We start from the raw sequence: 25,859 nt of genomic DNA, 5'->3' as shown, positions 1-25,859 counted from the left end.
TTATCGGTTGGGTCAAACCAGCTGTTTGCGTTGGTTTGACGGCGGAATGGATAAAGACTCTCGGTACTTCGCAACAGTGCGGCGTGCCACCATGATACCTTGTTCTGACAGCAGAGAGGTTAACTTGCTGTCGCTCAGTGGTTTCGCGGGGTTTTCCGCCGCAATTAACTTCTTCACCAGCGCGCGAATCGCGGTGGAAGAGGCTTCGCCTCCGCCTTCGGTATTGACGTGGCTGGAAAAGAAATATTTGAGTTCAAAAATACCGCGCGGGCTGTGCAAATACTTCTGCGTGGTCACGCGGGATATAGTGGATTCGTGCATCTCGACGGCCTGGGCGATATCCGCCAGTACCATCGGTTTCATATATTCTTCGCCCTGTTCAAAAAAGGCTTGCTGTTGCTCGACGATGCAGCGACTGACGCGCAGCAGCGTGTCGTTACGGCTTTCAAGGCTTTTTATCAGCCATTTCGCATCCTGTAAATTACTGCGGATGAACTGGCTGTCGGCATCGTTGCGCGCGCTATTGCACATGGCGGCATAGTGCTGGTTAATCTGTAAACGGGGAATACTGTCGCTATTAAGCTCCACCGTCCAGCGACCGTTATGCTTGCGTACCAGCACATCCGGGATAACGTACTCCGGCTCGCCGGTCTGGATCGATTGACCGGGTCTGGGATCGAGCGACTGAATCAGGTTTACCGCCTCTTTCAGCACCTCTTCTTTTAGTCGGGTAACGCGCATCAACGTGCGGAAATCGTGGTTGGCCAGCAGATCAAGGTGATCGCAGATAATAAGCCGCGCCTCTTCCAGCCACGGCGTGGATTTGTCGAATTGTGAAAGCTGGATCAGCAGACAGTCGCGAAGATCTTTTGCCGCGACGCCTACCGGATCAAAACGCTGAATACGCTTCAGGACGGCTTCGACCTCATCGAGATCCACCTCTACATCGCCCATGCTTTCGCGAATTTCGTCCAGGGATACGGTGAGATAGCCGGTATCATCTACCGCGTCGACAATGGATGTCGCAATAGCGCGATCGGTGTCCGAGAAGGGCGTTAGCTCAACCTGCCACATCAGATAATCCTGCAACGACTGCGTCGTTTCGCCCTGATAGACGGGCAGCTCATCGTCGATATAATCGCCGCTGGGGCCGGACGGCGTCCCGGCGGTGTAAATTTCATCCCAACTGGCGTCAAGCGGCAGCTCTTCCGGCATCTCTTTTTGTTCGAGCGCGTCGGCGGTATCGAGAGGATCGTCATCCTGAGGTTGCTGAGTGTCGATTTCGTCATGAAGATCGGTTTGCTCAAGCAGCGGGTTATTTTCCAGCGCTTGCTGGAGTTCCTGCTGAAGTTCCAGCGTAGACAACTGCAACAGACGGATGGCCTGTTGTAGCTGAGGCGTCATCGCCAGTTGTTGGCTAAGCCTGAGTTGCAAACCTTGCTTCATATTCAGAGTCGTTTTCTCCCGCTAGAGCAGCATAGCCCTCTACCCTATCAGAGTCTGAAGTCTTCCCCAAGATATACACGCTTAACGTGTTCGTCTTGCAGGATTTCTGTCGGCGTACCGTGGGCAATAAGGTGGCCCTGGCTCACGATATAGGCACGTTCACAGACTGCCAGCGTCTCACGGACGTTATGGTCGGTGATCAGCACGCCGAGCCCACTATCGCGCAGATGCTCGATAATGCGTTTTATGTCGATAACGGAAATCGGGTCGACGCCGGCAAAGGGTTCATCCAGCAGGATAAATTTGGGATTAGCGGCCAACGCGCGGGCTATTTCTACACGACGGCGTTCACCACCGGACAGCGCCTGTCCCATGCTGTCGCGCAGATGCTCGATATGAAACTCTTCCATCAGCTCGTTGGCGCGGTCTTCTCGCTGTTCTGCGGTCAAATCGTCACGAATTTGCAGTACCGCCATCAGGTTATCAAATACGCTGAGACGGCGGAAAATAGAGGCTTCCTGCGGCAAATAGCCGATACCGCGGCGCGCGCGCGCGTGCAGCGGCAGCAGACTGATATCTTCATCATCGATGATGATATTGCCCGCGTCACGCGGCACGATACCGACGACCATATAAAAGGTGGTGGTTTTACCCGCGCCGTTTGGACCGAGCAGCCCGACAATCTCCCCGGAGTTAACGGTCAGACTGACATCTTCCACTACGCGACGGCCTTTATAGGCCTTCGCCAGATTCTTTGCAGTTAATGTTGCCATAACGAATTAGTTACTCTTCTTTTGCGCCGGAGTCTGGCCTTTGTTTTTGTCTTGCAACTGCGACGGCACCAGAACGGTGGTGACGCGTTTGCCTTTCTCGCTGAAGGCCTGCATTTTCTGCTCTTTCACCAGGTAGGTGATTTTGTCGCCGGTAATGTTGCTGTCAAGCTGCTCCAGATAAGCGTTGCCGGTCAGCACCACAAAATCTTTCGCCAGCTCGTAATGCATATGGGAAGCGTGGCCTTTCACCGGCTTACCGTTGTCCTGCATCTGGTAGAAGGTGGCCGGATTGCCGTAACCGTCGATCACCTCTTTCCCCTGTTCGCCGCCAGGGCGGGTAACCACGACTTTATCGGCGTTGATCTTAATCGTGCCCTGGGTCATTACCACGTTGCCCGTAAAGGTCACGACGTTGCCTTGCATATCCAGTGACTGTTGATCCGAGTCAATATGAATAGGCTGTTCGGTATCGCCCGTGACGGCGAAGGCCGGAATGCTGGCGGCCAGCAGCGAGCCGGCAAGCATAAGATTAAGGCTGAGTTTGTTTGTTTTGAATTTCATAAGAGGTTCTAACCTTTTCAATCAGCTCGGCGTTCTTGCTGCGTAAGTTACCGCGCATTTTCAGTCCGCTGGAGTTAAATGTTGTGCCGTATAACGTCACCAGATCGTTCGAGGTAACATCCTGCGTCACCAGATTAATCTGCGCGTTATCGGTGGTAATTCTGCGTAATTGAGCGTCAGGCACCAGGGCGTTGACTTCAACATGGCCATACAGATAGAGCATCCGATCGTTAGTCAATTTGGCTTTATCGGCCTTGATCGACCATGTCGGCACTTTATCCTTATCAAAGGTGGTTAATACCGGTTGCGTAAACCATGAGACCGCCTGATCGGAAAAATATTCAACGTGCTGCGCGATCAGACGATAGCTCAACGCGCCTTCCGGACTGTACACGACGGTATCCGTGTGCTCGCTTTTATACGTGGGATCGTTGCTGTTGACCATCACGGCAGCAGGATCGTCTTTATCCGCCAGATTGATACCAATCAGTACCAGAATAGCCAGCGACAGTAGAATGATAACCCAACGTCTGGTTTTACTCATATCGATTGCCCTTTGGCCTCATCCAGCTTGCCCTGCGCCAGCAGCAGCAAATCGCACACCTCACGTACCGCGCCGCGCCCGCCGGCAATGTGCGTCACATAGTCAGCGCGGGGGATCAGCAGCGGATGCGCATCCGCAACGGCAACGCTTAACCCCACTTTTTCCATCACTGGCCAGTCAATCAGATCATCGCCGACATAGGCAACATTTTCCGGCGCAATGGCCAGTTTTTCCAGCAGATCGCTAAAGGCGATCAGCTTATTCGACTGTCCCTGATAAAGATGGACAATCCCCAGCGTGGCGCAGCGATCTTCTACAAGTTTAGCCTTTCGTCCGGTAATAATGGCAACCTCGATATTGGAGGTCAAAGCACAGCGAATACCATAGCCGTCACGAACGTTGAAAGCCTTCAGCTCTTCGCCGTTATTGCCCATATAAATCAGGCCGTCAGACAATACGCCATCCACGTCCAGGATGAGCAGGCGGATATTCTCCGCTTTGGTCATGACATGGGTGCTGACGGGGCCATAACAGGTCGCAAGCGACGCACCTGCTTTACTCATCGTTAATTATCCTTGAGTTTCTACACGACGCCTGCACGCAGGAGATCATGCATATGTAACACACCGAGTAACTGGTCGCCATCAGCAACCAGTACGGAGGTGATATGGCGGGACTGCATTAAATTCAGCGCATCGACAGCGAGAATACCGGGACGCACGCGAATGCCCCCTGGCGTCATCACCTCGGCGATCCCCAACTGGCGCATATCGCCGCCCATATCGAACATGCGACGTAAATCGCCGTCGGTGAAGATACCGTCGATCTTCATGGATTCATCGCAAATGACGGTCATACCGAGATTTTTACGCGTAATTTCTAACAGCGCATCACGCAGGGTGGCATGTTTATTAACATGCGGGATCTCATCGCCAGTATGCATAATATCGCTTACGCGCAGCAGTAGCTTACGTCCCAGCGCGCCGCCAGGATGCGACAGAGCGAAATCCTCGGCGGTAAAGCCGCGCGCTTTTAACAACGCCACGGCGAGCGCGTCGCCCATCACCAGCGTTGCGGTGGTACTACTGGTAGGCGCCAGGCCTAACGGACACGCTTCTTTGGGCACTTTAACACATAGATGCACATCTGCCGCACGCGCCATGCTGCTTTCCGGTCGCCCGGTAATGCAAATTAACGGTACGTGCAGCCGTTTAAGCACCGGTATTAGCGCCGCGATCTCGCTGGATTCGCCGGAGTTGGAGATAGCGATAACCACATCCTGCGGCGTAACCATCCCCAAATCGCCGTGCGCGGCTTCGCCTGGATGTACAAAAAAGGAAGAGGTGCCGGTACTGGCGAACGTGGCGGCCATTTTCCGTCCGATATGGCCGGATTTCCCCATCCCCATGACCACCACTTTTCCGGTGCAGTTGAACATTTTTTCACAGGCCAGCGTGAAATGCTGGTTGATATATTGATCAAGCTCCGCCAGGCCTTCACGTTCAATTTCCAGGACCTCTTTGCCTGCCTGCTGAAAGTCAAACCCCGGTTGCAACGCTAAATGCGACATAATCCGTTTCCAGTTATCCAACAAGAAGTGGCGATAGCCAATAGAGCATCGCCAGCCATACGATAAACCCGCCGGTCAGCAGTATACCTGCGCCCCGGCCAATCTGGCGCGGATGCCGCCAGCAAAGTAAAGCGAAAACCACGCTAACCAGCAACATCACGCTATAATCACGCCCAAACGCCAGCGGGTTGATCTCCCCCGGCGCGATCAGCGCAGGCAGTCCCAGCACGATGGCGAGATTAAAAATATTGGCGCCAATGAGATTACCAACGGCAATATCATTTTCGCCTTTTCGCACGCCGGCAATCGCCGTCGCCAGTTCTGGCAGACTGGTGCCGACGGCGATGACTGTCAGACCGAGCGTTAATTCACTCATGGCGAAATAGTTCGCCAGCACCGTAGCGTTATCGATTACCATGCGCGTCGCCATCGGCATGATGACCAGCGCAATGCCCAGCCATAAGAACGCGACGGGGAGCCCGTCTTCGCGCGGCAGCTCCGCCAGTTGTTCGCGGGTGAGGCTGTCATTCCCCTGGCGTTCGGCCAGACGCGCGATTTTAACAATGAATAACAGCCATAGCACAGCCAGAAGCAGGAGAAAGATACCATCACTGCGACTTAACTGTCCGTCATGCAGTACGGAACCGGCTACCACGCTAACAAATAACATTAATGGCAATTCGCGACGTAGAACATCGGAATGCACGGTAAATGGACGAACCAGCGCCGCCAGCCCTAAGATCAGCAAAATATTGGTGATGTTAGAACCGAGCGCCGCGCCGACGGCCAAATCGAGCTGACCGTGTAGCGATGCGGCGACCGACACAATAATTTCCGGCAGCGAGGTGCCGATACTCACGACCGTCATCCCGATGATCAGCGGGGGAATACCGAATGTACGGCATAAAATAGAGGCCGCAAACACCAGACGATCGGCGCCGTAGGCCACCAGAAGCAAACCAATTATGAGTAGCGCCATCGCTAAAAGCATCTAAAGTCCTTTCTTCAGGTATACTCGCCGGTCCCCTGGAAGGGATATCTGGAAGCCGTAACGAAGTCCTAATTTTGACTTTATGCGGCTAAAAAGTAAAACGAATGCCAGCTTTCGCTAACCCTGTCAGTTAATATTCTGTAATTATGTCGAACCCATGGTTAAATTCAGCGCCATGGTTACCTCAACAAGGCAATACGAAGGATGAATCAATGGGTCAGTCTGCGGCCAATTTAGTCGATATGCGCGACGTCAGCTTTTGCCGTGGCGAACGCTGCATTTTCGATAATATTTCCCTGACGGTGCCGCGCGGGAAGATCACGGCGATCATGGGGCCGTCGGGCATCGGTAAAACCACGCTGTTGCGCCTGATTGGCGGACAGATCCCGCCGGATAAGGGCGAGATCTTATTTGATGGCGAGAATGTGCCGGCCATGTCCCGTTCGCGGCTCTACACCGTCCGTAAACGTATGAGTATGCTGTTTCAGTCGGGAGCGCTGTTTACCGACATGAACGTGTTTGACAATGTGGCCTATCCGCTACGGGAGCACACCAATTTACCCGCGCCGCTGCTAAAAAGCGTCGTGATGATGAAACTGGAAGCTGTCGGGCTGCGCGGCGCGGCAAAACTGATGCCTTCCGAGCTCTCCGGTGGGATGGCGCGCCGCGCCGCGTTGGCGCGCGCCATCGCTCTGGAACCGGATCTCATCATGTTCGATGAGCCGTTTGTTGGCCAGGACCCGATTACCATGGGCGTTCTGGTGAAGCTGATTTCAGAATTGAACAGCGCGCTGGGCGTGACCTGCGTGGTGGTCTCGCATGATGTGCCAGAGGTGCTCAGTATTGCGGATCACGCCTGGATCATGGCGGACAAAAAAATCGTCGCTCACGGTAGCGCTCAGGCGTTGCAGGAGAATACGGACCCGCGCGTGCGTCAGTTCCTTGACGGTATTGCCGACGGGCCGGTTCCGTTCCGCTATCCGGCGGGCGACTATCACCTTGATTTACTCGAAACAGGGAGTTAAGCCACTCATGCTGTTAAATGCGCTGGCAGCACTCGGACACAGCGGGATCAAAACCGTCAGGACGTTCGGGCGCGCCGGGTTAATGTTATTCAATGCGATTATCGGTAAGCCGGAGTTTCGCAAACATGCGCCGCTGCTGGTGCGCCAGCTTTATAATGTGGGCGTCTTGTCGATGCTTATCATTATTGTCTCCGGCGTATTCATCGGTATGGTGCTGGGGCTGCAAGGCTATCTGGTTCTGACCACTTACAGCGCGGAGACCAGTCTTGGCATGTTAGTGGCGCTTTCGCTGCTGCGCGAGCTGGGGCCGGTGGTCGCGGCGTTGCTGTTTGCCGGGCGGGCCGGGTCGGCGTTGACGGCGGAAATCGGCCTGATGCGGGCGACGGAGCAGCTCTCCAGTATGGAGATGATGGCGGTCGATCCATTGCGCCGGGTGATTTCGCCGCGCTTTTGGGCGGGCGTGATTTCATTGCCGCTACTGACCATTATCTTTGTGGCGGTCGGTATCTGGGGCGGCTCGCTGGTCGGCGTAAGCTGGAAGGGAATCGACGCCGGGTTCTTCTGGTCCGCGATGCAGAATGCCGTCGACTGGCGTATGGACCTGGTGAACTGTCTGATAAAGAGCGTGGTGTTCGCCATTACGGTAACATGGATTGCGTTATTCAACGGTTATGACGCAATACCGACTTCTGCCGGGATTAGCCGGGCAACGACGCGTACCGTGGTTCACGCATCGTTGGCCGTTCTGGGGCTGGATTTTGTGCTGACCGCACTGATGTTTGGGAATTGAGTTCATGCAAACGAAAAAAAATGAAATTTGGGTAGGCGTTTTTTTGCTGGTAGCGTTGCTGGCGGCGCTGTTTGTTTGCCTGAAGGCGGCAAATGTGACCTCTATGCGCACGGAGCCGACCTATAAGGTTTATGCGACCTTCGATAACATCGGCGGTCTGAAAGTGCGTTCCCCGGTACGCATCGGCGGGGTGGTTGTCGGGCGGGTTGAAGATATCTCGCTTGATCCGAAAACATACCTGCCGCGCGTAACGCTCGACATCGAAGAGCGTTATAACCATATTCCCGATACCAGCTCGTTGAGTATTCGTACTTCCGGGCTGCTGGGGGAGCAATATCTGGCATTAAACGTCGGTTTTGAAGATCCTGAGCTGGGAACGTCTATCCTCAAAGATGGGAGTACGATTCAGGACACCAAGTCTGCAATGGTGCTGGAAGATATGATTGGCCAGTTCCTTTATAACAGCAAAGGCGACGACAATAAGAATTCTGGCGATGCGCCAGCCGCAACGGAAGGCCATACTGAAGCCACAACGCCCGCGGGCGAAACGAAATAATCTCAGGAGAATTGAGGCATGTTTAAACGACTGATGATGGTGGCCCTGCTGGTCATTGCGCCATTAAGCGCAGCAACGGCAGCGGATCAGAGCAATCCTTATAAACTGATGAACGAGGCGGCGCAGAAAACTTTTGATCGCCTGAAAAACGAACAGCCGAAAATTCGTGCCAATCCGGATTACCTGCGAGACGTTGTTGATCAGGAACTTCTGCCGTACGTGCAGGTAAAATATGCCGGCGCGCTGGTGTTGGGCCGCTACTACAAAGAGGCGACCCCGGCGCAGCGTGAAGCCTATTTTGCAGCGTTTCGCGAATACCTGAAACAGGCATACGGTCAGGCGCTGGCGATGTACCACGGCCAGACTTACCAGATAGCGCCTGAGCAACCGCTGGGCGATGCGACCATTGTGCCTATCCGTGTAACGATTATCGATCCCAACGGTCGTCCGCCGGTACGCCTGGATTTCCAGTGGCGCAAAAACACTCAGACCGGCAACTGGCAGGCGTATGACATGATTGCGGAAGGCGTCAGCATGATCACCACCAAGCAAAATGAGTGGAGCGATCTGCTGCGTACTAAAGGCATCGACGGCCTGACCGCACAACTGAAATCTATCTCTCAACAGAAAATTACTTTGGACGAGAAACAGTAATGACGCCGCAACTCACCTGGACGCGTGAGGCGGACACTCTGGTGCTGGCGGGAGAGCTGGATCAGGACGTGTTGGCGCCGCTATGGGACGCGCGCGTAGAAGCGATGAATGGCGTTACCCGTATCGACCTGAGCCAGATCTCCAGGGTAGATACGGGGGGACTGGCGCTGCTGGCGCACCTTGTGAACCAGGCAAAAAAGCAGGGCAATGCCGTGTCGCTGTCTGGCGTTAACGACAAGGTTTACGCGCTGGCGCAATTATATAACTTGCCTGAAGACGTACTTCCCCGTATGTAATGAATGCCGGATGGTTTATCCGGCCTACACTTCGCATGATCCCCGTAGGCCGGATAAATTGCGTTAGCAGCACCATCCGGCACTTTTACCGCGCTGATTTATCAGCGTAATCTTTTGCTTATTTAAGACGGCGCGACTTTGCTCTAAGATGTTGGGCTGTTTTCACTATTTGACGAATAAAGAACCCATGGAAAATCATGAAATTCAGAGTGTGCTGATGAATGCCCTCTCCCTCCAGGAAGTCCACGTCTCCGGCGATGGCAGTCACTTTCAGGTTATTGCCGTGGGCGAGATGTTTGACGGCATGAGCCGGGTCAAGAAACAGCAAACGGTCTATGGGCCGCTAATGGAGTACATTGCGGACAACCGTATCCATGCCGTATCGATCAAAGCATATACCCCGGCGGAATGGGCGCGCGATCGTAAACTTAACGGATTTTAAGCTACGGGTAACCTGCCGGTAGCGGAGATGAATGCTTAACTGAGAATACAATAATGGATAAATTTCGTGTACAGGGGCCAACGACGCTCCAGGGCGAAGTCACAATTTCCGGCGCCAAAAACGCCGCGCTGCCGATCCTGTTCGCCGCTCTGCTGGCAGAAGAACCGGTAGAGATCCAAAACGTTCCAAAACTGAAAGACGTGGATACGTCGATGAAGCTCCTGAGCCAATTAGGCGCGAAAGTGGAACGCAATGGATCGGTACACATTGACGCCAGCCAGGTGAACGTGTTCTGCGCGCCTTATGATCTGGTTAAGACCATGCGCGCCTCGATATGGGCGCTGGGGCCGCTGGTTGCCCGTTTTGGTCAGGGACAAGTCTCTCTGCCGGGGGGCTGTACTATCGGCGCGCGTCCGGTTGATCTACATATTACCGGTCTGGAACAACTGGGTGCGACCATCAAGCTAGAAGAGGGCTACGTAAAGGCCTCCGTCGAAGGACGTCTTAAAGGGGCGCATATCGTGATGGATAAGGTCAGCGTCGGCGCGACCGTCACCATTATGTGCGCCGCTACGCTGGCGGAAGGGACGACCATCATTGAAAACGCCGCGCGCGAGCCGGAAATTGTCGACACCGCTAACTTCCTAGTTACGCTGGGGGCGAAGATCGCCGGGCAGGGCACCGATCGTATTACGATCGAGGGCGTAGAGCGTCTGGGCGGCGGCGTTTATCGTGTGCTGCCGGATCGTATCGAAACGGGGACTTTCCTGGTGGCGGCAGCGATCTCTCGCGGCAAAATCCTCTGCCGTAACGCGCAACCGGACACTCTGGACGCGGTACTGGCGAAACTGCGCGATGCTGGCGCGGATATCGAAGTGGGCGAGGACTGGATTAGTCTGGACATGCACGGCAAACGACCGAAAGCGGTCAATGTCCGTACAGCGCCGCACCCGGCATTCCCGACCGATATGCAGGCGCAGTTCACGTTGCTGAACCTGGTGGCGGAAGGGACGGGCTTTATCACTGAAACCGTCTTTGAAAACCGTTTTATGCACGTGCCTGAACTCAGCCGCATGGGCGCGCGTGCGGAAATTGAAAGCAATACCGTCATATGCCATGGCGTAGAAACGCTCTCTGGCGCCCAGGTCATGGCGACAGATCTGCGGGCATCTGCGAGCCTGGTGCTGGCGGGCTGTATTGCGGAAGGCACGACGATTGTGGATCGCATTTATCACATCGATCGCGGTTATGAGCGCATCGAAGACAAACTGCGCGCGCTAGGCGCGAATATTGAACGCGTGAAAGGCGAATAACCTTCTGTACGCTGAATAACCCCCGCGAACGCGATTGCGGGGGTTGTTTTACAGGCACTTACTCTACATTCTGTTTGTCTTTATTACGCGCTCTCATAAGCCGCGTTCTGTCGATAAACTCATGCGTGCGCGGATCGTGATAACGCGATGGCCAAATAACCCAGGGTTCCGTTCCCAATGCTTTCGCGATAATCAACTCTCCTTTCGGCCACGGGCGCGTTAATGCATTGGCCAGCGTGGATGAACTCAATCCATTCCGGCGTGACTCAGCGGCCATTGAAGTCCCTTTTTTACGTAGTCCGGCAATGATATCGGCCGGATGCCAGTCAATAAGCTTGCTTTCCATACATCCATCACTCCTTAGATTAATCACTTACGGTTTTAACAACCCGACGACGTTCGATACTATAACGCTTCGTGAAGGAATGTTCTAAAAAGTTCATGTAAGTGGCGGCAATATTCAGAATATGCCAGGGGAAGCCGTATATGAATATACGAAAAGACAGGCAATAGGGTATCTGGAGTTTATTAGAACTTAATGGGATATCCCGCGCAGTGCGCGGGATAAGAGAATGGCATCAACGATCGCGCTGCACCGCGATGTGTGCGAGACCGATTAGCGCCTCACGCCATGGGGTATCCGGCAATATCTGCAACGCGGATATCGCTTTGTCGGCTTCTTCTTCCGCTCGCTGACGCGTCCATTCCAGCGAGCCGCAGGTGGTCATCGCTTCCAGAACCGGTTCCAGAAGATGACGGCCATTACCTTGTTCAATAGCGGTACGGATCATCGCTGACTGTTCTGGCGTACCGTGGCGCATGGCGTGAAGCAACGGTAAGGTAGGTTTGCCCTCATTGAGGTCATCACCCACATTTTTACCGAGATGCTCGCCGTCGGCACTGTAATCCAGCAGATCGTCAATGAGCTGGAAAGCCGTACCAAGGTAGCGGCCATAGTCCTGCAACCCTTTCTCTTGCTCAGGCGTACAACCGGCAAGAATACCGGAGCACTGGGCGGCGGCTTCGAACAGACGGGCCGTTTTACTGTAAATCACCCGCATGTAATTTTCTTCGGTAATGTCCGGGTCATTCACGTTCATCAATTGCAGCACTTCGCCTTCTGCAATCACATTGACCGCTTCCGACATCACTTCCAGCACTTTTAACGAGCCGAGGCTGGTCATCATCTGGAAGGCGCGGGTATAGATAAAGTCGCCGACCAACACGCTGGCGGCATTACCGAAAGCGGCATTTGCCGTCGCTTTGCCGCGACGCATATCAGATTCATCCACCACATCATCATGTAGCAGCGTCGCCGTGTGGATAAACTCGATCAGAGCGGCGATAGTCACGTGCGCGTTACCCTGATAACCCACCGCACGCGCGGCAAGAACGGCAATCATCGGACGAATGCGTTTTCCGCCGCCGCTAATAATGTAATATCCTAGCTGATTAATCAGTTGAACGTCGGAATTAAGCTGTTCAAGGATTGTCGCATTGACACCCGCCATATCTTGCGCGGTTAACTCGTTGATTTTTTCTAAATTCATCGCAAAAGCCGGGCTTATCGCTCCGATTATCCCATGTCTGAATGAGGTAACGTAGGGTTTATGGTTAGAAATATACCCTGATTGTACTGAAAAAACGCCGCAGATAAACGTTACCGTATGCGTTGTGTTTTTTTTTCTTCATGTATTGATGGTAGCACTTGTCAAAGCCGTGCAATTTGCGTAATATTCGCGCCCTATTGTGAATATTTATAGCGCGCTCTGAATCATTGAAAGGTGTGCGCGGAAGCGGAGTTTTTTATGTACGCGGTTTTCCAAAGTGGTGGTAAACAACACCGAGTAAGCGAAGGTCAGACCGTTCGCCTGGAAAAGCTGGACATCGCAACTGGCGAAACTATCGAGTTCGCTGAAGTTCTGATGATCGCAAACGGTGAAGAAGTCAAAATCGGCGTTCCTTTCGTTGATGGCGGCGTAATCAAAGCTGAAGTTGTTGCCCACGGTCGTGGCGAGAAAGTTAAAATCGTTAAGTTTCGTCGCCGTAAACACTACCGTAAGCAGCAGGGCCATCGTCAGTGGTTCACTGATGTGAAAATTACCGGCATCAGCGCTTAAGATTAGGGGAGCAGATTAAATGGCACATAAAAAGGCTGGCGGCTCGACTCGTAACGGTCGCGATTCTGAAGCTAAACGTCTGGGCGTAAAACGCTTTGGCGGTGAAGCAGTTCTGGCAGGCAGCATCATCGTTCGTCAACGTGGTACTAAATTCCACGCTGGCACCAACGTTGGTTGCGGTCGTGACCACACTCTGTTTGCTAAAGCAGACGGTAAAGTGAAATTCGAAGTTAAAGGCCCGAAAAACCGTAAATACATCAGCATCGTTGCTGAGTAAGTTTTTTGTGGTCCGGTAACGGATGAAAGCCCCGCACCTGTTGCGGGGCTTTTTACATTCGATGGCCGACTAAAATATACCCGTGTGGCTGTGTGAATGCCGTTAACGGGTCTTTGCAGGGAACACGGCATGAAGCAGCAGGCAGGCATTGGCATTCTTTTAGCGCTCACTACCGCGATGTGCTGGGGAGCGTTGCCAATAGCAATGAAGCAAGTGCTGGAGGTGATGGAGCCTTCAACCATTGTCTTCTACCGCTTCTTAATGGCCAGTATTGGCCTCGGGGCGATACTGGCAGTAAAAAGAAAGCTGCCGCCGCTGCGTATTTTTCGTAAGCCGCGCTGGTTGGTGTTATTGGCGATAGCGACCTGCGGACTGTTCGGTAATTTCATTTTGTTCAGTTCTTCCCTGCAATATTTAAGCCCAACCGCGTCGCAGGTTATCGGCCAGCTCTCGCCGGTTGGCATGATGGTCGCCAGCGTCTTTATTCTGAAAGAAAAGATGCGCGGTACGCAGGTGATTGGCGCGCTGATGTTATTGAGCGGGCTGGTAATGTTTTTTAACACCAGTCTGATCGAGATTTTTACCCGACTGACCGACTACACCTGGGGCGTTATTTTTGGCGTAGGCGCGGCGATGGTGTGGGTGAGCTATGGCGTGGCGCAAAAAGTATTATTGCGACGTCTGGCCTCGCAGCAGATCCTGTTTTTACTGTACACTTTATGTACGATAGCGCTTTTGCCGTTGGCAAAACCGATGGTGATAGCGCAACTGAGCGACTGGCAGCTCGCCTGTTTGATTTTCTGCGGGCTAAATACGCTGGTAGGATATGGCGCCCTGGCGGAAGCGATGGCGCGTTGGCAGGCGGCGCAGGTGAGCGCGATAATCACGCTTACACCGCTATTTACCCTGCTGTTTTCAGATCTTTTATCTATGGCCTGGCCCGATTTCTTCGCCAGACCGATGTTAAACCTTTTAGGTTATCTCGGTGCGTTTGTCGTGGTTGCGGGCGCGATGTATTCCGCCATTGGTCATCGTATTTGGGGCGGTTTACGCAAGCATGAAACGGTGGTTTCGCAACCCCGCTCAGGCGAATGATTTACGGAGAATAAAATGAAGTTTGTTGATGAAGCATCGATTCTGGTCGTTGCAGGCGATGGCGGTAATGGCTGTGTGAGCTTCCGCCGCGAAAAATATATCCCGAAAGGCGGCCCGGACGGCGGTGATGGCGGCGACGGCGGCGACGTCTGGATGGAAGCCGATGAAAACCTGAATACGCTGATCGATTACCGCTTTGAAAAATCGTTCCGCGCTGAACGTGGTCAGAATGGCGCGAGCCGCGACTGTACCGGTAAACGCGGTAAAGACGTGACCATCAAAGTGCCGGTCGGTACGCGCGTTATCGACCAAGGAACCGGTGAAACGATGGGCGACATGACCAAACACGGTCAGCGTCTGTTGGTCGCGAAGGGCGGCTGGCATGGGTTAGGCAATACCCGTTTTAAATCCTCGGTTAACCGTACGCCGCGCCAGAAAACCAATGGTACGCCGGGCGATAAGCGCGACCTGCTGCTGGAACTGATGCTGCTGGCGGATGTCGGGATGCTGGGGATGCCAAATGCCGGTAAATCAACGTTCATTCGCGCGGTATCGGCAGCAAAACCGAAAGTCGCGGACTATCCGTTTACCACGCTGGTGCCGAGCCTGGGCGTGGTACGTATGGACAGCGAAAAGAGTTTTGTGGTGGCCGACATTCCGGGGTTGATCGAAGGCGCGGCGGAAGGCGCGGGCCTGGGGATTCGCTTCTTGAAGCACCTCGAACGTTGCCGCGTACTGCTGCACCTCATTGATATCGATCCGATCGATGGTTCCGATCCGGTGGAAAACGCCCGTATCATTATTGGCGAACTGGAAAAATACAGCCAGGATCTGGCGGCTAAACCGCGCTGGTTAGTGTTCAACAAGATCGATCTGATGGATAAATCCGAAGCGGAAGAGAAAGCGAAAGCGATCGCCGAAGCGTTGGGCTGGGAAGGGAAATACTATCTGATTTCCGCTGCCAGTCAGCTAGGGGTGAAAGATCTCTGCTGGGATGTGATGACCTTTATCATCGAGAATCCGATCGCGCAGGCTGAAGAAGCAAAACAGCCGGAAAAAGTCGAGTTCATGTGGGACGATTATCATCGCCAGCAGTTGGCTGAAGTGGAAGAAGACGCAGACGATGACTGGGATGACGACTGGGATGAAGACGACGAAGAAGGCGTCGAGTTCATCTACAAACGTTAATCTCGTAGCCGGATGGCGCTTACGCTTATCCGGCCTACAAAAGCCAACGGGCCGCATTTGCGGCCCGTTTTATTATGTTCTTTGTAGGCCGGATAAGACGCGTTAGCGCCGCCATCCGGCAATAATGCACTCAGTTATTCTGATAAATATCCTTGTACAATCGACTCTCGAAGCGTACCAGCGGAATACGTCGATTACGCTGATCGGCAGGTGGAACCGCGTAGCCGGACAAATACTGTACAAATGCCATCCGCTGCCCGCTTGCGGTGGTAATAAAGCCCGCCAGGTTGTACACGCCCTGCAGTGACCCGGTTTTCGCCGAAACCTTACCGTCTACGCCCGCCTGATGTAGGCCGGCGCGGTATTGCAATGAACCGTCATAGCCCGCCAGCGGCAGCATAGAGATAAAGTTCAGCTCGTTATCGTGTTGGGCGATATATTGCAGCACCTGCATCATCGTGGCGGGAGCGATCAGGTTATGGCGAGAAAGACCGGAACCGTCGGCAATAATGGTATTGCCGATATCAATTCCCGCCTGTTGGCGCAGGATCTGGCGAACAGCATCCGATCCCGCCCGCCAGGTGCCAGGCACGTTAAACCTGACATGACCAATCATCCGAAAAACAGTATCGGCGATCATGTTGTCTGACTTTTTCAGCATAATCTTAAGCAGATCGTGCAGTGGCGCCGACTGTTTACTGGCGACGATCGTTCCGGGCTCGTTAACCTGCGTCTGGCGCAGCAGCGTGCCGCGGTAAGTTATCCCGGCCTCTTTCAGTTCCTGCTTGAGGATCGCGCCCGCGTAGCTGGCGCCGTCCTGAATAGCAAAGGCCAGCGGCAGCGGGTCGGCGCGCTGTGGTAAACAGCCGGTAAGCGTATAACGGTTCAAATCGCCAGGCACAACATCCAGCTCGCAATACTGCGCGTCTGCCGAACCGCGCGGCAGAGTCCGTACCTGGCTGAACATCGTTACCGGATAATAAGAGGCCACGCGAATAAAAGCTAAATCGTTTGGTTTTTGCGCGCTATAAAGCGACACAGAAAAACAGTTGCGGTCAACAATGGCGGCGGCGGGAGGCGCGCTGAAACACTGCGTCAGGTCGTTCCACGGCCAGCCTGGCGCTTTATCGTGGCTGGCGAAAATCGACGTGTCGATAAGCACATTGCCGTCGATTTGCGTGACGCCTGACTTTTTCAGCGTCGCGACCATATTGCGAATATCCTGACGTCTTAGCGTTGGATCGCCACCGAATCGCGCAATTAAGTCACCTTTCAGGATGCCGTTATCGACGTTGCCTTTAGTCTCCAGCGTGGTCGTAAAACGGAAATCCGGGCCGAGTTGAATCAGCGCCGCCAGCGCGGTAATCACCTTTTGGGTACTGGCGGGAAGCGCCATCTGCTGACTATGATAATCAATAGCCGGCGCGGGCGCGCCAATCTTTTGCACCATCAGCGCGAGGTTGGCGCCGGCCGGAAGCTGTTTGATGTATTCGTCAATATTCGCGGCCTGAACGCTGAACGCTATACTGGTGGTCAATCCGATGATAAATCTGGAAAATCGCATAATCTCGCGCTAACACCCTGGAAACAAGCCGTCATACTACGGCGCAACGCCCTAAAAAGTAAACGATGACCCATAGGGAACTCCAGGGTAAAATGGTTATCAAAGAGGAAATTGTAGCTGACCTGGGACTGCGCGCCCGGGTTGGTGTTTTTTTGCTTCTGACCCTGGTATGGCATATGCCGGGGCTGGCTTAGCAGCCGGGGTAGAGTTCATTGCCCCCTACAGGAATGTTCAAGAGGTATAACAAATGCAAGCTATTCCGATGACCTTACGCGGAGCCGAAAAACTGCGCGAAGAGCTGGATTTTCTGAAATCTGTGCGCCGTCCTGAAATCATCGCCGCTATCGCCGAAGCGCGCGAACATGGCGATTTAAAAGAAAACGCGGAGTATCATGCTGCACGCGAACAGCAGGGTTTCTGCGAAGGGCGCATTAAAGATATCGAAGCAAAACTGTCGAATGCGCAGGTGATTGACGTCACCAAAATGCCGAACAATGGTCGCGTGATTTTCGGCGCTACCGTCACGGTGCTGAACCTGGACACCGACGAAGAGCAGACCTATCGTATTGTTGGCGATGATGAGGCGGATTTTAAGCAAAATCTCATTTCGGTAAACTCGCCAATCGCTCGCGGCCTGATTGGCAAAGAGCAGGATGACGTCGTGGTGATCAAAACGCCTGGCGGCGATGTGGAATACGAAGTGCTTAAAGTGGAATACCTTTAAGCAGTACTCAATACGCAAATTGTTGGTGTATTGTAAAGAAAGGAAAAAGGCCGCATAGCGGCCTTTTATCAACGGAGAGAGCGTGGCATTTTGCTCTCCTGCTCGTGGAAAACCCCTCGTTTTACACAGATTTTGTGTTCGACTTTAGGATATCCTTAACGCGGCAGCGAGATTTTACGCTCTTTAGTTGGGCGATACAGCACCAGCGTTTTACCGATGACCTGTACGTTACAGGCGCCGGTTTCGCGCACGATAGCGTCCACGATCAAGGTTTTTGTTTCGCGATCTTCCGAGGCGATTTTCACCTTGATAAGTTCATGGTGCTCTAACGCTTGTTCAATCTCGGCCAGTACCCCTTCGGTCAAACCATTATTGCCAAGCATAACAACAGGCTTGAGCGGATGTGCCAGACCTTTTAGGTGCTGTTTTTGTTTAGTACTCAGATTCATCGTATATTTTTGCTTACGTTGGGATTGAAAACGGGTCATTCTACCGCCATCTCCCTTATATCGCCAAATAGGCGTGTAGAAATTTACGCCATTGGCTACGATGAACTGCCCCGACGGGAAAGTTAAATGACAGGTAAAAAGCGTTCTGCCAGCTCAAGCCGCTGGCTTCAGGAACACTTTAGCGATAAATATGTTCAACAGGCGCAGAAAAAGGGGCTACGCTCCCGTGCCTGGTTTAAACTTGATGAAATACAGCAAAGTGACAAACTTTTTAAGCCGGGAATGACGGTAGTCGATCTCGGCGCTGCGCCAGGAGGGTGGTCACAGTATGTGGTCACGCAGATTGGCGGCAAAGGCCGCATCATCGCTTGTGATCTTTTACCTATGGATCCTATCGTTGGTGTGGACTTTCTTCAGGGCGATTTTCGTGATGAACTTGTCATGAAAGCGTTACTGGAACGCGTGGGTGACAGTAAAGTACAAGTTGTCATGTCGGATATGGCACCAAACATGAGCGGAACACCGGCGGTGGATATCCCCCGCGCCATGTATCTGGTGGAGCTGGCGTTAGATATGTGCCGCGATGTGCTGGCGCCAGGCGGAAGTTTTGTAGTGAAGGTGTTCCAGGGCGAAGGTTTCGATGAGTATCTAAGGGAAATTCGCTCCCTGTTTACGAAGGTTAAAGTTCGTAAGCCGGACTCTTCGCGCGCGCGTTCGCGTGAAGTGTACATTGTAGCGACCGGGCGAAAGTGATAACCGGCAGATTTCAGACGTAAGGTTTGAAAGAAACTGGATATAGAGTATCCTGACGCTGTTTTTAACACAGTTGTAATAAGAGGTTAATCCCTTGAGTGACATGGCGAAAAACCTAATACTCTGGCTGGTCATTGCCGTTGTGCTGATGTCAGTATTCCAGAGCTTTGGGCCCAGCGAGTCTAATGGCCGTAAGGTGGATTACTCTACCTTCCTGCAAGAGGTCAATCAGGACCAGGTTCGCGAAGCGCGTATCAACGGACGTGAGATCAACGTTACCAAGAAAGATAGTAACCGTTACACGACTTACATTCCGATTAATGATCCGAAGCTGCTTGATAACCTGCTGACTAAAAACGTCAAGGTTGTTGGCGAACCACCTGAAGAGCCAAGCCTGCTGGCTTCTATCTTCATCTCTTGGTTCCCGATGCTGTTGCTGATCGGCGTCTGGATCTTCTTCATGCGTCAGATGCAGGGCGGCGGTGGCAAAGGCGCCATGTCGTTCGGTAAGAGCAAGGCGCGTATGCTGACGGAAGATCAGATCAAAACCACGTTTGCTGACGTTGCGGGTTGTGACGAAGCGAAAGAAGAAGTGGCGGAACTGGTTGAATACCTGCGTGAACCGAGCCGTTTCCAGAAGCTGGGCGGTAAAATTCCGAAAGGCGTCCTGATGGTCGGCCCGCCGGGTACCGGTAAAACCCTGCTGGCAAAAGCCATTGCGGGTGAAGCGAAGGTGCCATTCTTTACGATTTCCGGTTCTGACTTTGTGGAAATGTTCGTGGGTGTCGGCGCATCTCGTGTGCGTGACATGTTCGAACAAGCCAAGAAAGCGGCACCGTGCATTATCTTCATCGATGAAATCGACGCCGTAGGTCGCCAGCGTGGCGCTGGTCTGGGCGGTGGTCACGATGAACGTGAGCAGACGTTGAACCAGATGCTGGTTGAGATGGACGGCTTCGAAGGTAACGAAGGTATCATCGTTATCGCCGCAACTAACCGTCCGGACGTCCTTGACCCGGCGCTGCTGCGTCCTGGCCGTTTTGACCGTCAGGTGGTGGTAGGCCTGCCGGATGTTCGCGGTCGTGAGCAGATTCTGAAGGTGCATATGCGTCGCGTACCGTTAGCGACGGACATTGATGCGGCGATCATTGCGCGCGGTACGCCGGGCTTCTCCGGTGCGGACCTGGCGAACCTGGTCAACGAAGCGGCGCTGTTTGCCGCACGCGGCAACAAGCGCGTAGTGTCGATGGTTGAGTTCGAGAAAGCGAAAGACAAAATCATGATGGGCGCCGAACGTCGCTCCATGGTGATGACGGAAGCGCAGAAAGAGTCGACCGCGTACCACGAAGCGGGCCACGCGATTATCGGTCGCCTGGTGCCGGAACACGATCCGGTGCACAAAGTGACGATTATCCCGCGTGGTCGTGCGCTGGGCGTGACCTTCTTCTTGCCTGAAGGCGACGCGATCAGCGCCAGCCGTCAGAAGCTGGAAAGCCAAATCAGCACGCTGTACGGCGGCCGTCTGGCGGAAGAGATTATCTACGGCGTTGAGCATGTTTCTACCGGCGCGTCGAACGACATTAAAGTCGCGACTAACCTGGCGCGTAACATGGTCACCCAGTGGGGCTTCTCGGAGAAACTCGGTCCGTTGCTGTACGCGGAAGAAGAGGGCGAAGTGTTCCTCGGCCGTAGCGTCGCAAAAGCGAAACATATGTCTGATGAAACTGCGCGTATCATCGACCAGGAAGTGAAAGCGCTGATTGAACGTAACTACAATCGCGCTCGTCAGATCCTGACTGACAATATGGATATTCTGCACGCGATGAAAGATGCGCTGATGAAATATGAAACCATCGATGCGCCGCAGATTGATGACCTGATGGCGCGTCGTGAAGTGCGTCCGCCTGCGGGCTGGGAAGATCCAAACGGCACCAATAACTCTGACAGCAATGGTACGCCTCAGGCGCCGCGTCCGGTTGATGAACCACGCACGCCGAACCCGGGCAACACGATGTCAGAGCAGCTGGGCGACAAATAAGCATTTGTTTTACAACATTATGTTTAGCGCTCACCGAAACCCTGGGGCTTGCCCCGGGGTTTTTCTTTTTTTAACTCACCATAAATAAAACAGGGATTTTGACCATGAAACTCTTCGCTCAGGGCGCCACGCTCGATCTCACTCATCCGCATGTTATGGGGATCCTGAACGTAACGCCGGATTCGTTCTCCGACGGCGGCGCGCATAACACGCTGATTGAGGCGGTGAAACATGCGAATTTAATGGTGAATACCGGGGCGACAATTATTGATGTGGGGGGGGAATCAACGCGACCAGGCGCGGCAGAAGTGAGCGTGGAAGAAGAGCTGGATCGCGTTATTCCGGTACTGGAAGCAATCGCGCAACGTTTTGAAGTGTGGATTTCTGTGGATACCTCTAAACCCGAGGTGATCCGTGAAGCGGCAAGGGCGGGCGCGCATATTATCAATGATGTCCGTTCACTCTCCGAACCCGGCGCGTTGGAAGCGGCAGCGGAAACCGGCTTGCCGGTCAGTCTTATGCACATGCAGGGCAACCCCAAAACCATGCAGGAGGCGCCGAAATATGACGATGTCTTTGCCGAGGTGAATCGCTACTTTATTGAGCAAATAGCACGTTGTGAGAAGGCCGGCATCGCAAAAGAGAAATTGTTGCTCGACCCAGGATTCGGTTTCGGTAAAAATCTCTCTCACAATTATACCTTACTGGCGCGACTGGGTGAGTTTCATCATTTTAACCTGCCGCTGCTGGTGGGCATGTCACGTAAAACGATGGTTGGTCAGTTACTTAACGTGGGACCATCAGACCGTCTGAACGGTAGCCTTGCGTGCGCGGTAATTGCTGCGATGCAGGGCGCGCAGATCATTCGCGTCCATGACGTCAAAGAAACCGTAGAGGCGATGCGGGTGGTGGAAGCCACTCTGTCTGCAAAGGGAAACAAACGCTATGAGTAATCGTAAATATTTCGGTACCGATGGGATTCGCGGACGTGTAGGCAATGCCCCCATTACACCTGATTTCGTGCTTAAACTGGGTTGGGCTGCCGGAAAAGTGCTGGCGCGTCATGGTTCGCGTAAAATCATTATCGGTAAAGATACGCGTATTTCCGGCTATATGCTGGAATCCGCGCTGGAGGCAGGCCTTGCCGCTGCGGGGCTGTCGGCCTCGTTTACCGGACCTATGCCAACGCCAGCCGTCGCCTATCTGACGCGGACTTTCCGCGCGGAGGCGGGTATCGTTATCTCGGCTTCCCATAACCCGTTCTATGATAACGGCATTAAATTCTTCTCTATCGACGGTACGAAACTGCCTGACGATGTGGAAGAAGCCATCGAAGCCGAAATGGAAAAAGAGATCACCTGCGTAGACTCCGCCGAGCTGGGGAAAGCCAGCCGCATCGTCGACGCCGCCGGACGCTATATTGAGTTCTGTAAAGGCACCTTCCCGAACGAACTGAGCCTCAACGGCCTGAAAGTGGTTGTGGATTGCGCCAACGGCGCTACCTACCACATCGCTCCGAATGTGCTGCGCGAGCTGGGCGCGACCGTGATCGCCATCGGCTGTGAGCCAAACGGCGTCAACATTAATGAAGAAGTGGGCGCGACCGACGTGCGCGCGTTGCAGGCGCGCGTGTTGGCGGAGAAGGCGGACCTCGGCATCGCGCTTGACGGCGACGGCGACCGGGTCATCATGGTTGACCATGAAGGCAATAAAGTCGATGGCGATCAGATCATGTATATCATCGCGCGCGAAGGGCTGCGCCAGGGGCAACTGCGCGGCGGCGCGGTGGGGACGCTGATGAGCAATATGGGGCTGGAGCTGGCGCTCAAGCAGCTTGGCATTCCGTTTGCCCGGGCGAAAGTGGGCGACCGCTATGTGCTGGAAAAATTGCAGGAAAAAGGCTGGCGCATCGGCGCGGAAAACTCTGGTCACGTTATTCTGCTGGATAAAACGACCACTGGCGACGGTATTGTGGCGGGGCTACAAGTTCTGGCGGCGATGGTGCGTAATCATATGAGTCTGCACGATCTGTGCAGCGGAATGAAAATGTTCCCGCAGATTCTGGTTAACGTGCGTTACACCGCTGGTAGCGGCGATCCGCTGGAAAATGAAGCGGTGAAAGCGGTAACGGCGGACGTAGAAGCCACGCTCGGCAATCGTGGGCGGGTACTGCTACGTAAATCCGGTACCGAACCGCTGATTCGCGTGATGGTTGAAGGCGAGGATGAAGCGCAGGTTACGGCTTTCGCCCATCGTATCGCGGATGCGGTAAAAGCCGTTTAAGCGTTTAAGTGACTAAAAAGGCGGCGGTTGCCGCCTTACTGCCCGCAAAAAACAACGCTTTTGCTGTTTTTTTCCGCAGTTGATACAATGCGCTTAAATTGCCCTTGCGAAGGTCATTCGCTTTGGTTAGTATTCACACCCGCTTCAGTGGGAAACAGTAAAAATCCCGCTTTATTGGTAGAAGCATTGGTACGCGGCAACTCCGCAAGGAACAGGTTGATTATGTACGAAGCTCTTTTAGTTGTTTTCCTTATTGTGGCAATTGGCCTTGTAGGTCTGATCATGCTGCAGCAAGGTAAAGGCGCTGATATGGGAGCCTCCTTCGGAGCAGGCGCTTCCGCTACGCTATTTGGTTCAAGTGGTTCTGGTAACTTCATGACTCGAATGACGGCGGTATTGGCGACGCTGTTCTTCATCATCAGTCTGGTGTTGGGTAATATCAATAGCAACAAAACCAATAAAGGAAGCGAGTGGGAAAATCTGAGCGCGCCGGCGAAAACCGAGCAGACTCAACCTGCTGCACCGGCCCAGCCGACCAGCGATATCCCGCGCTAATAGCAGTATCCGTGCCGAGGTGGTGGAATTGGTAGACACGCTACCTTGAGGTGGTAGTGCCTAATAGGGCTTACGGGTTCAAGTCCCGTCCTCGGTACCAATATTCCGAAAGAAAGACGCTGAAAAGCGTCTTTTTTTTCGTCTGTTATTTGTGATTTTCTGTAGGTCGGATAAGGCGTTTACGCCGCCATCCGACATTATTACAACGCCTGATGACGCTACGTTTATCAGGCCTATAGACACCTTATATTCCGCGCATAAAAAAGGCCGCTTTCGCGGCCTTAGAATGATAAATGTTTACTTCGCTTTGTTTTCCAGATTCTCAACCTGCGGCAGACCGGTCGCGGAAGAGGCGGTTAACAGACCCGCTTTCGCGTAGCCGAACAGTTTCTCGCGGGTATCAGTAATGTCCAGATTACGCATGGTCAACTGACCGATACGATCGTCTGGCGAGAACACGGACTCGCCTTTCTCCATGGTCAGACGCTCAGCCTTATAGGTCAGGTTGTCTGACACGGTGTTCAGGATGGAGTAGTCGTTGCCGCGACGCAGCTCCAACGTCACTTCACCGGTAATCTGGCTGGCGACCCAACGTTGCAGGCCGTCACGCAGCATCAGCGCCTGAGAGTCGAACCAGCGACCCTGATACAGCAGTTTACCCAACTGACGACCATGAGAATGATACTGTTCAATGGTGTCTTCGTTGTGAATACCGGTCAACAGACGCTCGTAAGCGATGTGCAGCAGTGCCATTCCGGGGGCTTCATAAATACCGCGGCTTTTCGCTTCAATGATACGGTTTTCGATCTGGTCGCTCATGCCCAGGCCGTGACGTCCGCCGATGCGGTTCGCTTCCAGCATCATCTCAACATCATCGCTGAAGGTTTTACCGTTCAGCGCCACTGGATGTCCCTGTTCGAAACGGACGGTCACCTCTTCTGCCGGGATCTTCACGCTTTCGTCCCAGAACTTCACGCCCATAATCGGGTTGACGATCTTGACGCTGGAGTTAAGAAACTCCAGATCTTTCGCTTCGTGCGTCGCGCCGAGCATGTTGGAGTCGGTGGAGTAGGCTTTTTCGACTGACATCTTATAGTCGAAACCGCAGGCAATCATAAATTCAGACATCTCATGACGGCCGCCCAGCTCATCGATAAAGTCGGTATCCAGCCACGGTTTGTAAATCTGCAGCTCGGCGTTGGTCAGCAGGCCGTAACGATAGAAACGTTCAATATCGTTGCCTTTATAGGTGCTGCCGTCGCCCCAGATATTCACGCCGTCTTCTTTCATTGCGGCGACCAGCATCGTGCCGGTCACGGCACGGCCCAGCGGCGTGGTATTGAAATAGGTCAGTCCGCCAGTCGTATTATGGAAAGCGCCGCACTGAATCGCTGCGATCCCTTCTGCAACCAACTGCTTGCGGCAATCAATCAGGCGGGCATTCTCTGCGCCATACTCCATTGCGCGACGAGGAATGGCGTCATAGTCATCCTCATCCGGTTGTCCCAGATTCGCAGTATAGGCATATGGGACAGCTCCTTTTTGTCGCATCCACAGCAGCGCGGCGCTAGTGTCCAGACCGCCGGAAAAAGCGATACCAATACGTTGACCTGCTGGAAGATGCTTAAGAATCGTCGTCATAGAATAGAACCCTGCTTGATTGACTGATAATGAGATCGGTTTCTGCTTTAGTGCATTTTTATGCAAAATAAATGAGTTTTCATTTAATCATCTTTTAGCAGAGACAGGAAGCATTTAGTGAAGGTTTACTGAAATAACGTTGTGAAATGCGTGTATAAGCAGGAGAGGTGGGATGAGTATAACGAAGAGTGATATTCATTCATCTGCATAT

The 25,859-nt window shown here is 53.4% G+C and carries 29 protein-coding genes and 1 tRNA gene; 18 read left to right on the top strand and 12 right to left on the bottom strand.

The window, feature by feature from the left end; genetic code table 11:
* Positions 1-12 precede the first annotated feature (12 nt).
* From rpoN to AAYN39_RS08905, 7 genes are read right to left on the bottom strand one after another with little or no spacing between them, the layout of a single operon-like run.
* Positions 13-1,446 carry an RNA polymerase factor sigma-54 gene (gene rpoN / locus AAYN39_RS08935; protein ID WP_000809012.1) on the bottom strand — a complete coding sequence of 478 codons (1,434 nt, stop codon included), beginning with the start codon at positions 1,444-1,446 and terminating at the stop codon, positions 13-15.
* Between the two features lie 47 nt (positions 1,447-1,493).
* On the bottom strand, positions 1,494-2,219 hold the full coding sequence (gene lptB / locus AAYN39_RS08930; RefSeq protein ID WP_000224104.1) for an LPS export ABC transporter ATP-binding protein: 726 nt from the start codon (positions 2,217-2,219) through the stop codon (positions 1,494-1,496).
* A 6-nt stretch (positions 2,220-2,225) separates the two neighbouring features.
* Complete coding sequence (gene lptA, locus AAYN39_RS08925; protein WP_000669770.1) at positions 2,226-2,780, bottom strand: lipopolysaccharide ABC transporter substrate-binding protein LptA; 555 nt, start codon at positions 2,778-2,780, stop codon at positions 2,226-2,228.
* Positions 2,749-3,324: an LPS export ABC transporter periplasmic protein LptC gene (lptC, locus tag AAYN39_RS08920; protein WP_000047845.1), complete on the bottom strand. Its 576-nt coding sequence runs from the start codon at positions 3,322-3,324 to the stop codon at positions 2,749-2,751. The genes lptA and lptC overlap by 32 nt, the downstream gene beginning before the upstream one ends.
* Positions 3,321-3,887 carry a 3-deoxy-manno-octulosonate-8-phosphatase KdsC gene (gene kdsC / locus AAYN39_RS08915; protein ID WP_000030029.1) on the bottom strand — a complete coding sequence of 189 codons (567 nt, stop codon included), beginning with the start codon at positions 3,885-3,887 and terminating at the stop codon, positions 3,321-3,323. Before kdsC ends, lptC begins: the two co-directional genes overlap by 4 nt.
* Before the next feature lie 20 nt (positions 3,888-3,907).
* The gene (gene kdsD / locus AAYN39_RS08910; protein ID WP_000018616.1) at positions 3,908-4,894 is read right to left on the bottom strand and encodes an arabinose-5-phosphate isomerase KdsD; all 987 of its coding nucleotides are present in this window, start codon (positions 4,892-4,894) and stop codon (positions 3,908-3,910) included.
* A 13-nt stretch (positions 4,895-4,907) separates the two neighbouring features.
* Positions 4,908-5,885 carry a calcium/sodium antiporter gene (locus AAYN39_RS08905; protein ID WP_000922739.1) on the bottom strand — a complete coding sequence of 326 codons (978 nt, stop codon included), beginning with the start codon at positions 5,883-5,885 and terminating at the stop codon, positions 4,908-4,910.
* Positions 5,886-6,097: 212 nt separating this feature from the next.
* On the opposite strand from AAYN39_RS08905, the gene mlaF reads away from it, so the two are divergent.
* The 7 genes from mlaF to murA all read left to right on the top strand — a co-directional run bounded on the left by mlaF (position 6,098) and on the right by murA (position 10,961).
* On the top strand, positions 6,098-6,910 hold the full coding sequence (gene mlaF / locus AAYN39_RS08900; protein WP_000531560.1) for a phospholipid ABC transporter ATP-binding protein MlaF: 813 nt from the start codon (positions 6,098-6,100) through the stop codon (positions 6,908-6,910).
* Between the two features lie 7 nt (positions 6,911-6,917).
* On the top strand, positions 6,918-7,700 hold the full coding sequence (gene mlaE / locus AAYN39_RS08895; RefSeq protein WP_000925786.1) for a lipid asymmetry maintenance ABC transporter permease subunit MlaE: 783 nt from the start codon (positions 6,918-6,920) through the stop codon (positions 7,698-7,700).
* Between the two features lie 4 nt (positions 7,701-7,704).
* Positions 7,705-8,256: an outer membrane lipid asymmetry maintenance protein MlaD gene (gene mlaD, locus AAYN39_RS08890; protein WP_001193591.1), complete on the top strand. Its 552-nt coding sequence runs from the start codon at positions 7,705-7,707 to the stop codon at positions 8,254-8,256.
* An 18-nt stretch (positions 8,257-8,274) separates the two neighbouring features.
* Entirely contained in the window at positions 8,275-8,910 is a 636-nt protein-coding gene (gene mlaC / locus AAYN39_RS08885; protein WP_000476475.1) for a phospholipid-binding protein MlaC, read from the top strand.
* Positions 8,910-9,206, top strand: a complete 297-nt coding sequence (gene mlaB, locus AAYN39_RS08880) for a lipid asymmetry maintenance protein MlaB (protein WP_000188843.1) — start codon at positions 8,910-8,912, stop codon at positions 9,204-9,206. The genes mlaC and mlaB overlap by 1 nt, the downstream gene beginning before the upstream one ends.
* 187 nt (positions 9,207-9,393) lie before the next feature.
* Positions 9,394-9,648 carry a BolA family iron metabolism protein IbaG gene (ibaG, locus tag AAYN39_RS08875; protein WP_001518349.1) on the top strand — a complete coding sequence of 85 codons (255 nt, stop codon included), beginning with the start codon at positions 9,394-9,396 and terminating at the stop codon, positions 9,646-9,648.
* Positions 9,649-9,701: 53 nt separating this feature from the next.
* The gene (murA, locus tag AAYN39_RS08870; RefSeq protein WP_000357288.1) at positions 9,702-10,961 is read left to right on the top strand and encodes a UDP-N-acetylglucosamine 1-carboxyvinyltransferase; all 1,260 of its coding nucleotides are present in this window, start codon (positions 9,702-9,704) and stop codon (positions 10,959-10,961) included.
* 58 nt (positions 10,962-11,019) lie between these two features.
* Here murA and sfsB read toward each other — a convergent pair whose 3' ends face one another.
* Positions 11,020-11,307, bottom strand: a complete 288-nt coding sequence (gene sfsB / locus AAYN39_RS08865) for a DNA-binding transcriptional regulator SfsB (RefSeq protein ID WP_000444167.1) — start codon at positions 11,305-11,307, stop codon at positions 11,020-11,022.
* Positions 11,308-11,539: 232 nt separating this feature from the next.
* Positions 11,540-12,511, bottom strand: a complete 972-nt coding sequence (gene ispB, locus AAYN39_RS08860; RefSeq protein WP_001047354.1) for an octaprenyl diphosphate synthase — start codon at positions 12,509-12,511, stop codon at positions 11,540-11,542.
* A 258-nt stretch (positions 12,512-12,769) separates the two neighbouring features.
* Between ispB and rplU the strand changes: the two genes are divergently transcribed.
* From rplU to cgtA, 4 genes are all read left to right on the top strand, one after another.
* On the top strand, positions 12,770-13,081 hold the full coding sequence (gene rplU, locus AAYN39_RS08855) for a 50S ribosomal protein L21 (protein ID WP_000271396.1): 312 nt from the start codon (positions 12,770-12,772) through the stop codon (positions 13,079-13,081).
* A 19-nt stretch (positions 13,082-13,100) separates the two neighbouring features.
* The gene (rpmA, locus tag AAYN39_RS08850) at positions 13,101-13,358 is read left to right on the top strand and encodes a 50S ribosomal protein L27 (RefSeq protein WP_000940593.1); all 258 of its coding nucleotides are present in this window, start codon (positions 13,101-13,103) and stop codon (positions 13,356-13,358) included.
* 129 nt (positions 13,359-13,487) lie between these two features.
* A complete protein-coding gene (locus tag AAYN39_RS08845; protein ID WP_000813052.1) occupies positions 13,488-14,453 on the top strand; it encodes a DMT family transporter in 966 nt (321 codons plus the stop codon).
* A 15-nt stretch (positions 14,454-14,468) separates the two neighbouring features.
* Complete coding sequence (cgtA, locus tag AAYN39_RS08840) at positions 14,469-15,641, top strand: Obg family GTPase CgtA (protein WP_000673554.1); 1,173 nt, start codon at positions 14,469-14,471, stop codon at positions 15,639-15,641.
* A 130-nt stretch (positions 15,642-15,771) separates the two neighbouring features.
* Here cgtA and dacB read toward each other — a convergent pair whose 3' ends face one another.
* Positions 15,772-17,205, bottom strand: a complete 1,434-nt coding sequence (gene dacB, locus AAYN39_RS08835) for a serine-type D-Ala-D-Ala carboxypeptidase (RefSeq protein WP_001212675.1) — start codon at positions 17,203-17,205, stop codon at positions 15,772-15,774.
* 247 nt (positions 17,206-17,452) lie between these two features.
* Between dacB and greA the strand changes: the two genes are divergently transcribed.
* Positions 17,453-17,929, top strand: a complete 477-nt coding sequence (gene greA / locus AAYN39_RS08830) for a transcription elongation factor GreA (RefSeq protein ID WP_001148008.1) — start codon at positions 17,453-17,455, stop codon at positions 17,927-17,929.
* 155 nt (positions 17,930-18,084) lie between these two features.
* On the opposite strand, the gene yhbY is transcribed toward greA, so the two are convergent.
* On the bottom strand, positions 18,085-18,378 hold the full coding sequence (gene yhbY, locus AAYN39_RS08825) for a ribosome assembly RNA-binding protein YhbY (RefSeq protein WP_001592995.1): 294 nt from the start codon (positions 18,376-18,378) through the stop codon (positions 18,085-18,087).
* A 126-nt stretch (positions 18,379-18,504) separates the two neighbouring features.
* Between yhbY and rlmE the strand changes: the two genes are divergently transcribed.
* The 6 genes from rlmE to AAYN39_RS08795 all read left to right on the top strand — a co-directional run bounded on the left by rlmE (position 18,505) and on the right by AAYN39_RS08795 (position 24,107).
* Positions 18,505-19,131, top strand: coding sequence for a 23S rRNA (uridine(2552)-2'-O)-methyltransferase RlmE (gene rlmE / locus AAYN39_RS08820; protein ID WP_000145971.1), 627 nt, complete (start codon positions 18,505-18,507; stop codon positions 19,129-19,131).
* A gap of 103 nt (positions 19,132-19,234) precedes the next feature.
* Positions 19,235-21,169 carry an ATP-dependent zinc metalloprotease FtsH gene (ftsH, locus tag AAYN39_RS08815; protein WP_001107481.1) on the top strand — a complete coding sequence of 645 codons (1,935 nt, stop codon included), beginning with the start codon at positions 19,235-19,237 and terminating at the stop codon, positions 21,167-21,169.
* Positions 21,170-21,273: 104 nt separating this feature from the next.
* Positions 21,274-22,122, top strand: a complete 849-nt coding sequence (folP, locus tag AAYN39_RS08810) for a dihydropteroate synthase (RefSeq protein ID WP_000764715.1) — start codon at positions 21,274-21,276, stop codon at positions 22,120-22,122.
* Positions 22,115-23,452 carry a phosphoglucosamine mutase gene (gene glmM / locus AAYN39_RS08805; protein ID WP_000071169.1) on the top strand — a complete coding sequence of 446 codons (1,338 nt, stop codon included), beginning with the start codon at positions 22,115-22,117 and terminating at the stop codon, positions 23,450-23,452. The genes folP and glmM overlap by 8 nt, the downstream gene beginning before the upstream one ends.
* A 222-nt stretch (positions 23,453-23,674) precedes the next feature.
* Positions 23,675-24,007 (top strand): preprotein translocase subunit SecG, encoded by a 333-nt coding sequence (gene secG, locus AAYN39_RS08800; RefSeq protein WP_000272680.1) that lies wholly within the window; start codon positions 23,675-23,677, stop codon positions 24,005-24,007.
* Positions 24,008-24,020: 13 nt separating this feature from the next.
* A tRNA-Leu gene (locus tag AAYN39_RS08795) sits at positions 24,021-24,107 on the top strand.
* A 197-nt stretch (positions 24,108-24,304) separates the two neighbouring features.
* Here AAYN39_RS08795 and argG read toward each other — a convergent pair.
* The gene (gene argG, locus AAYN39_RS08790) at positions 24,305-25,648 is read right to left on the bottom strand and encodes an argininosuccinate synthase (RefSeq protein ID WP_000207645.1); all 1,344 of its coding nucleotides are present in this window, start codon (positions 25,646-25,648) and stop codon (positions 24,305-24,307) included.
* Positions 25,649-25,859 lie beyond the last annotated feature (211 nt).

Source organism: Salmonella sp. K21076, from assembly GCF_039650795.1.
Lineage (GTDB): Bacteria > Pseudomonadota > Gammaproteobacteria > Enterobacterales > Enterobacteriaceae > Salmonella > Salmonella enterica.
This window is presented reverse-complemented; position numbering and strand designations above follow the sequence as displayed.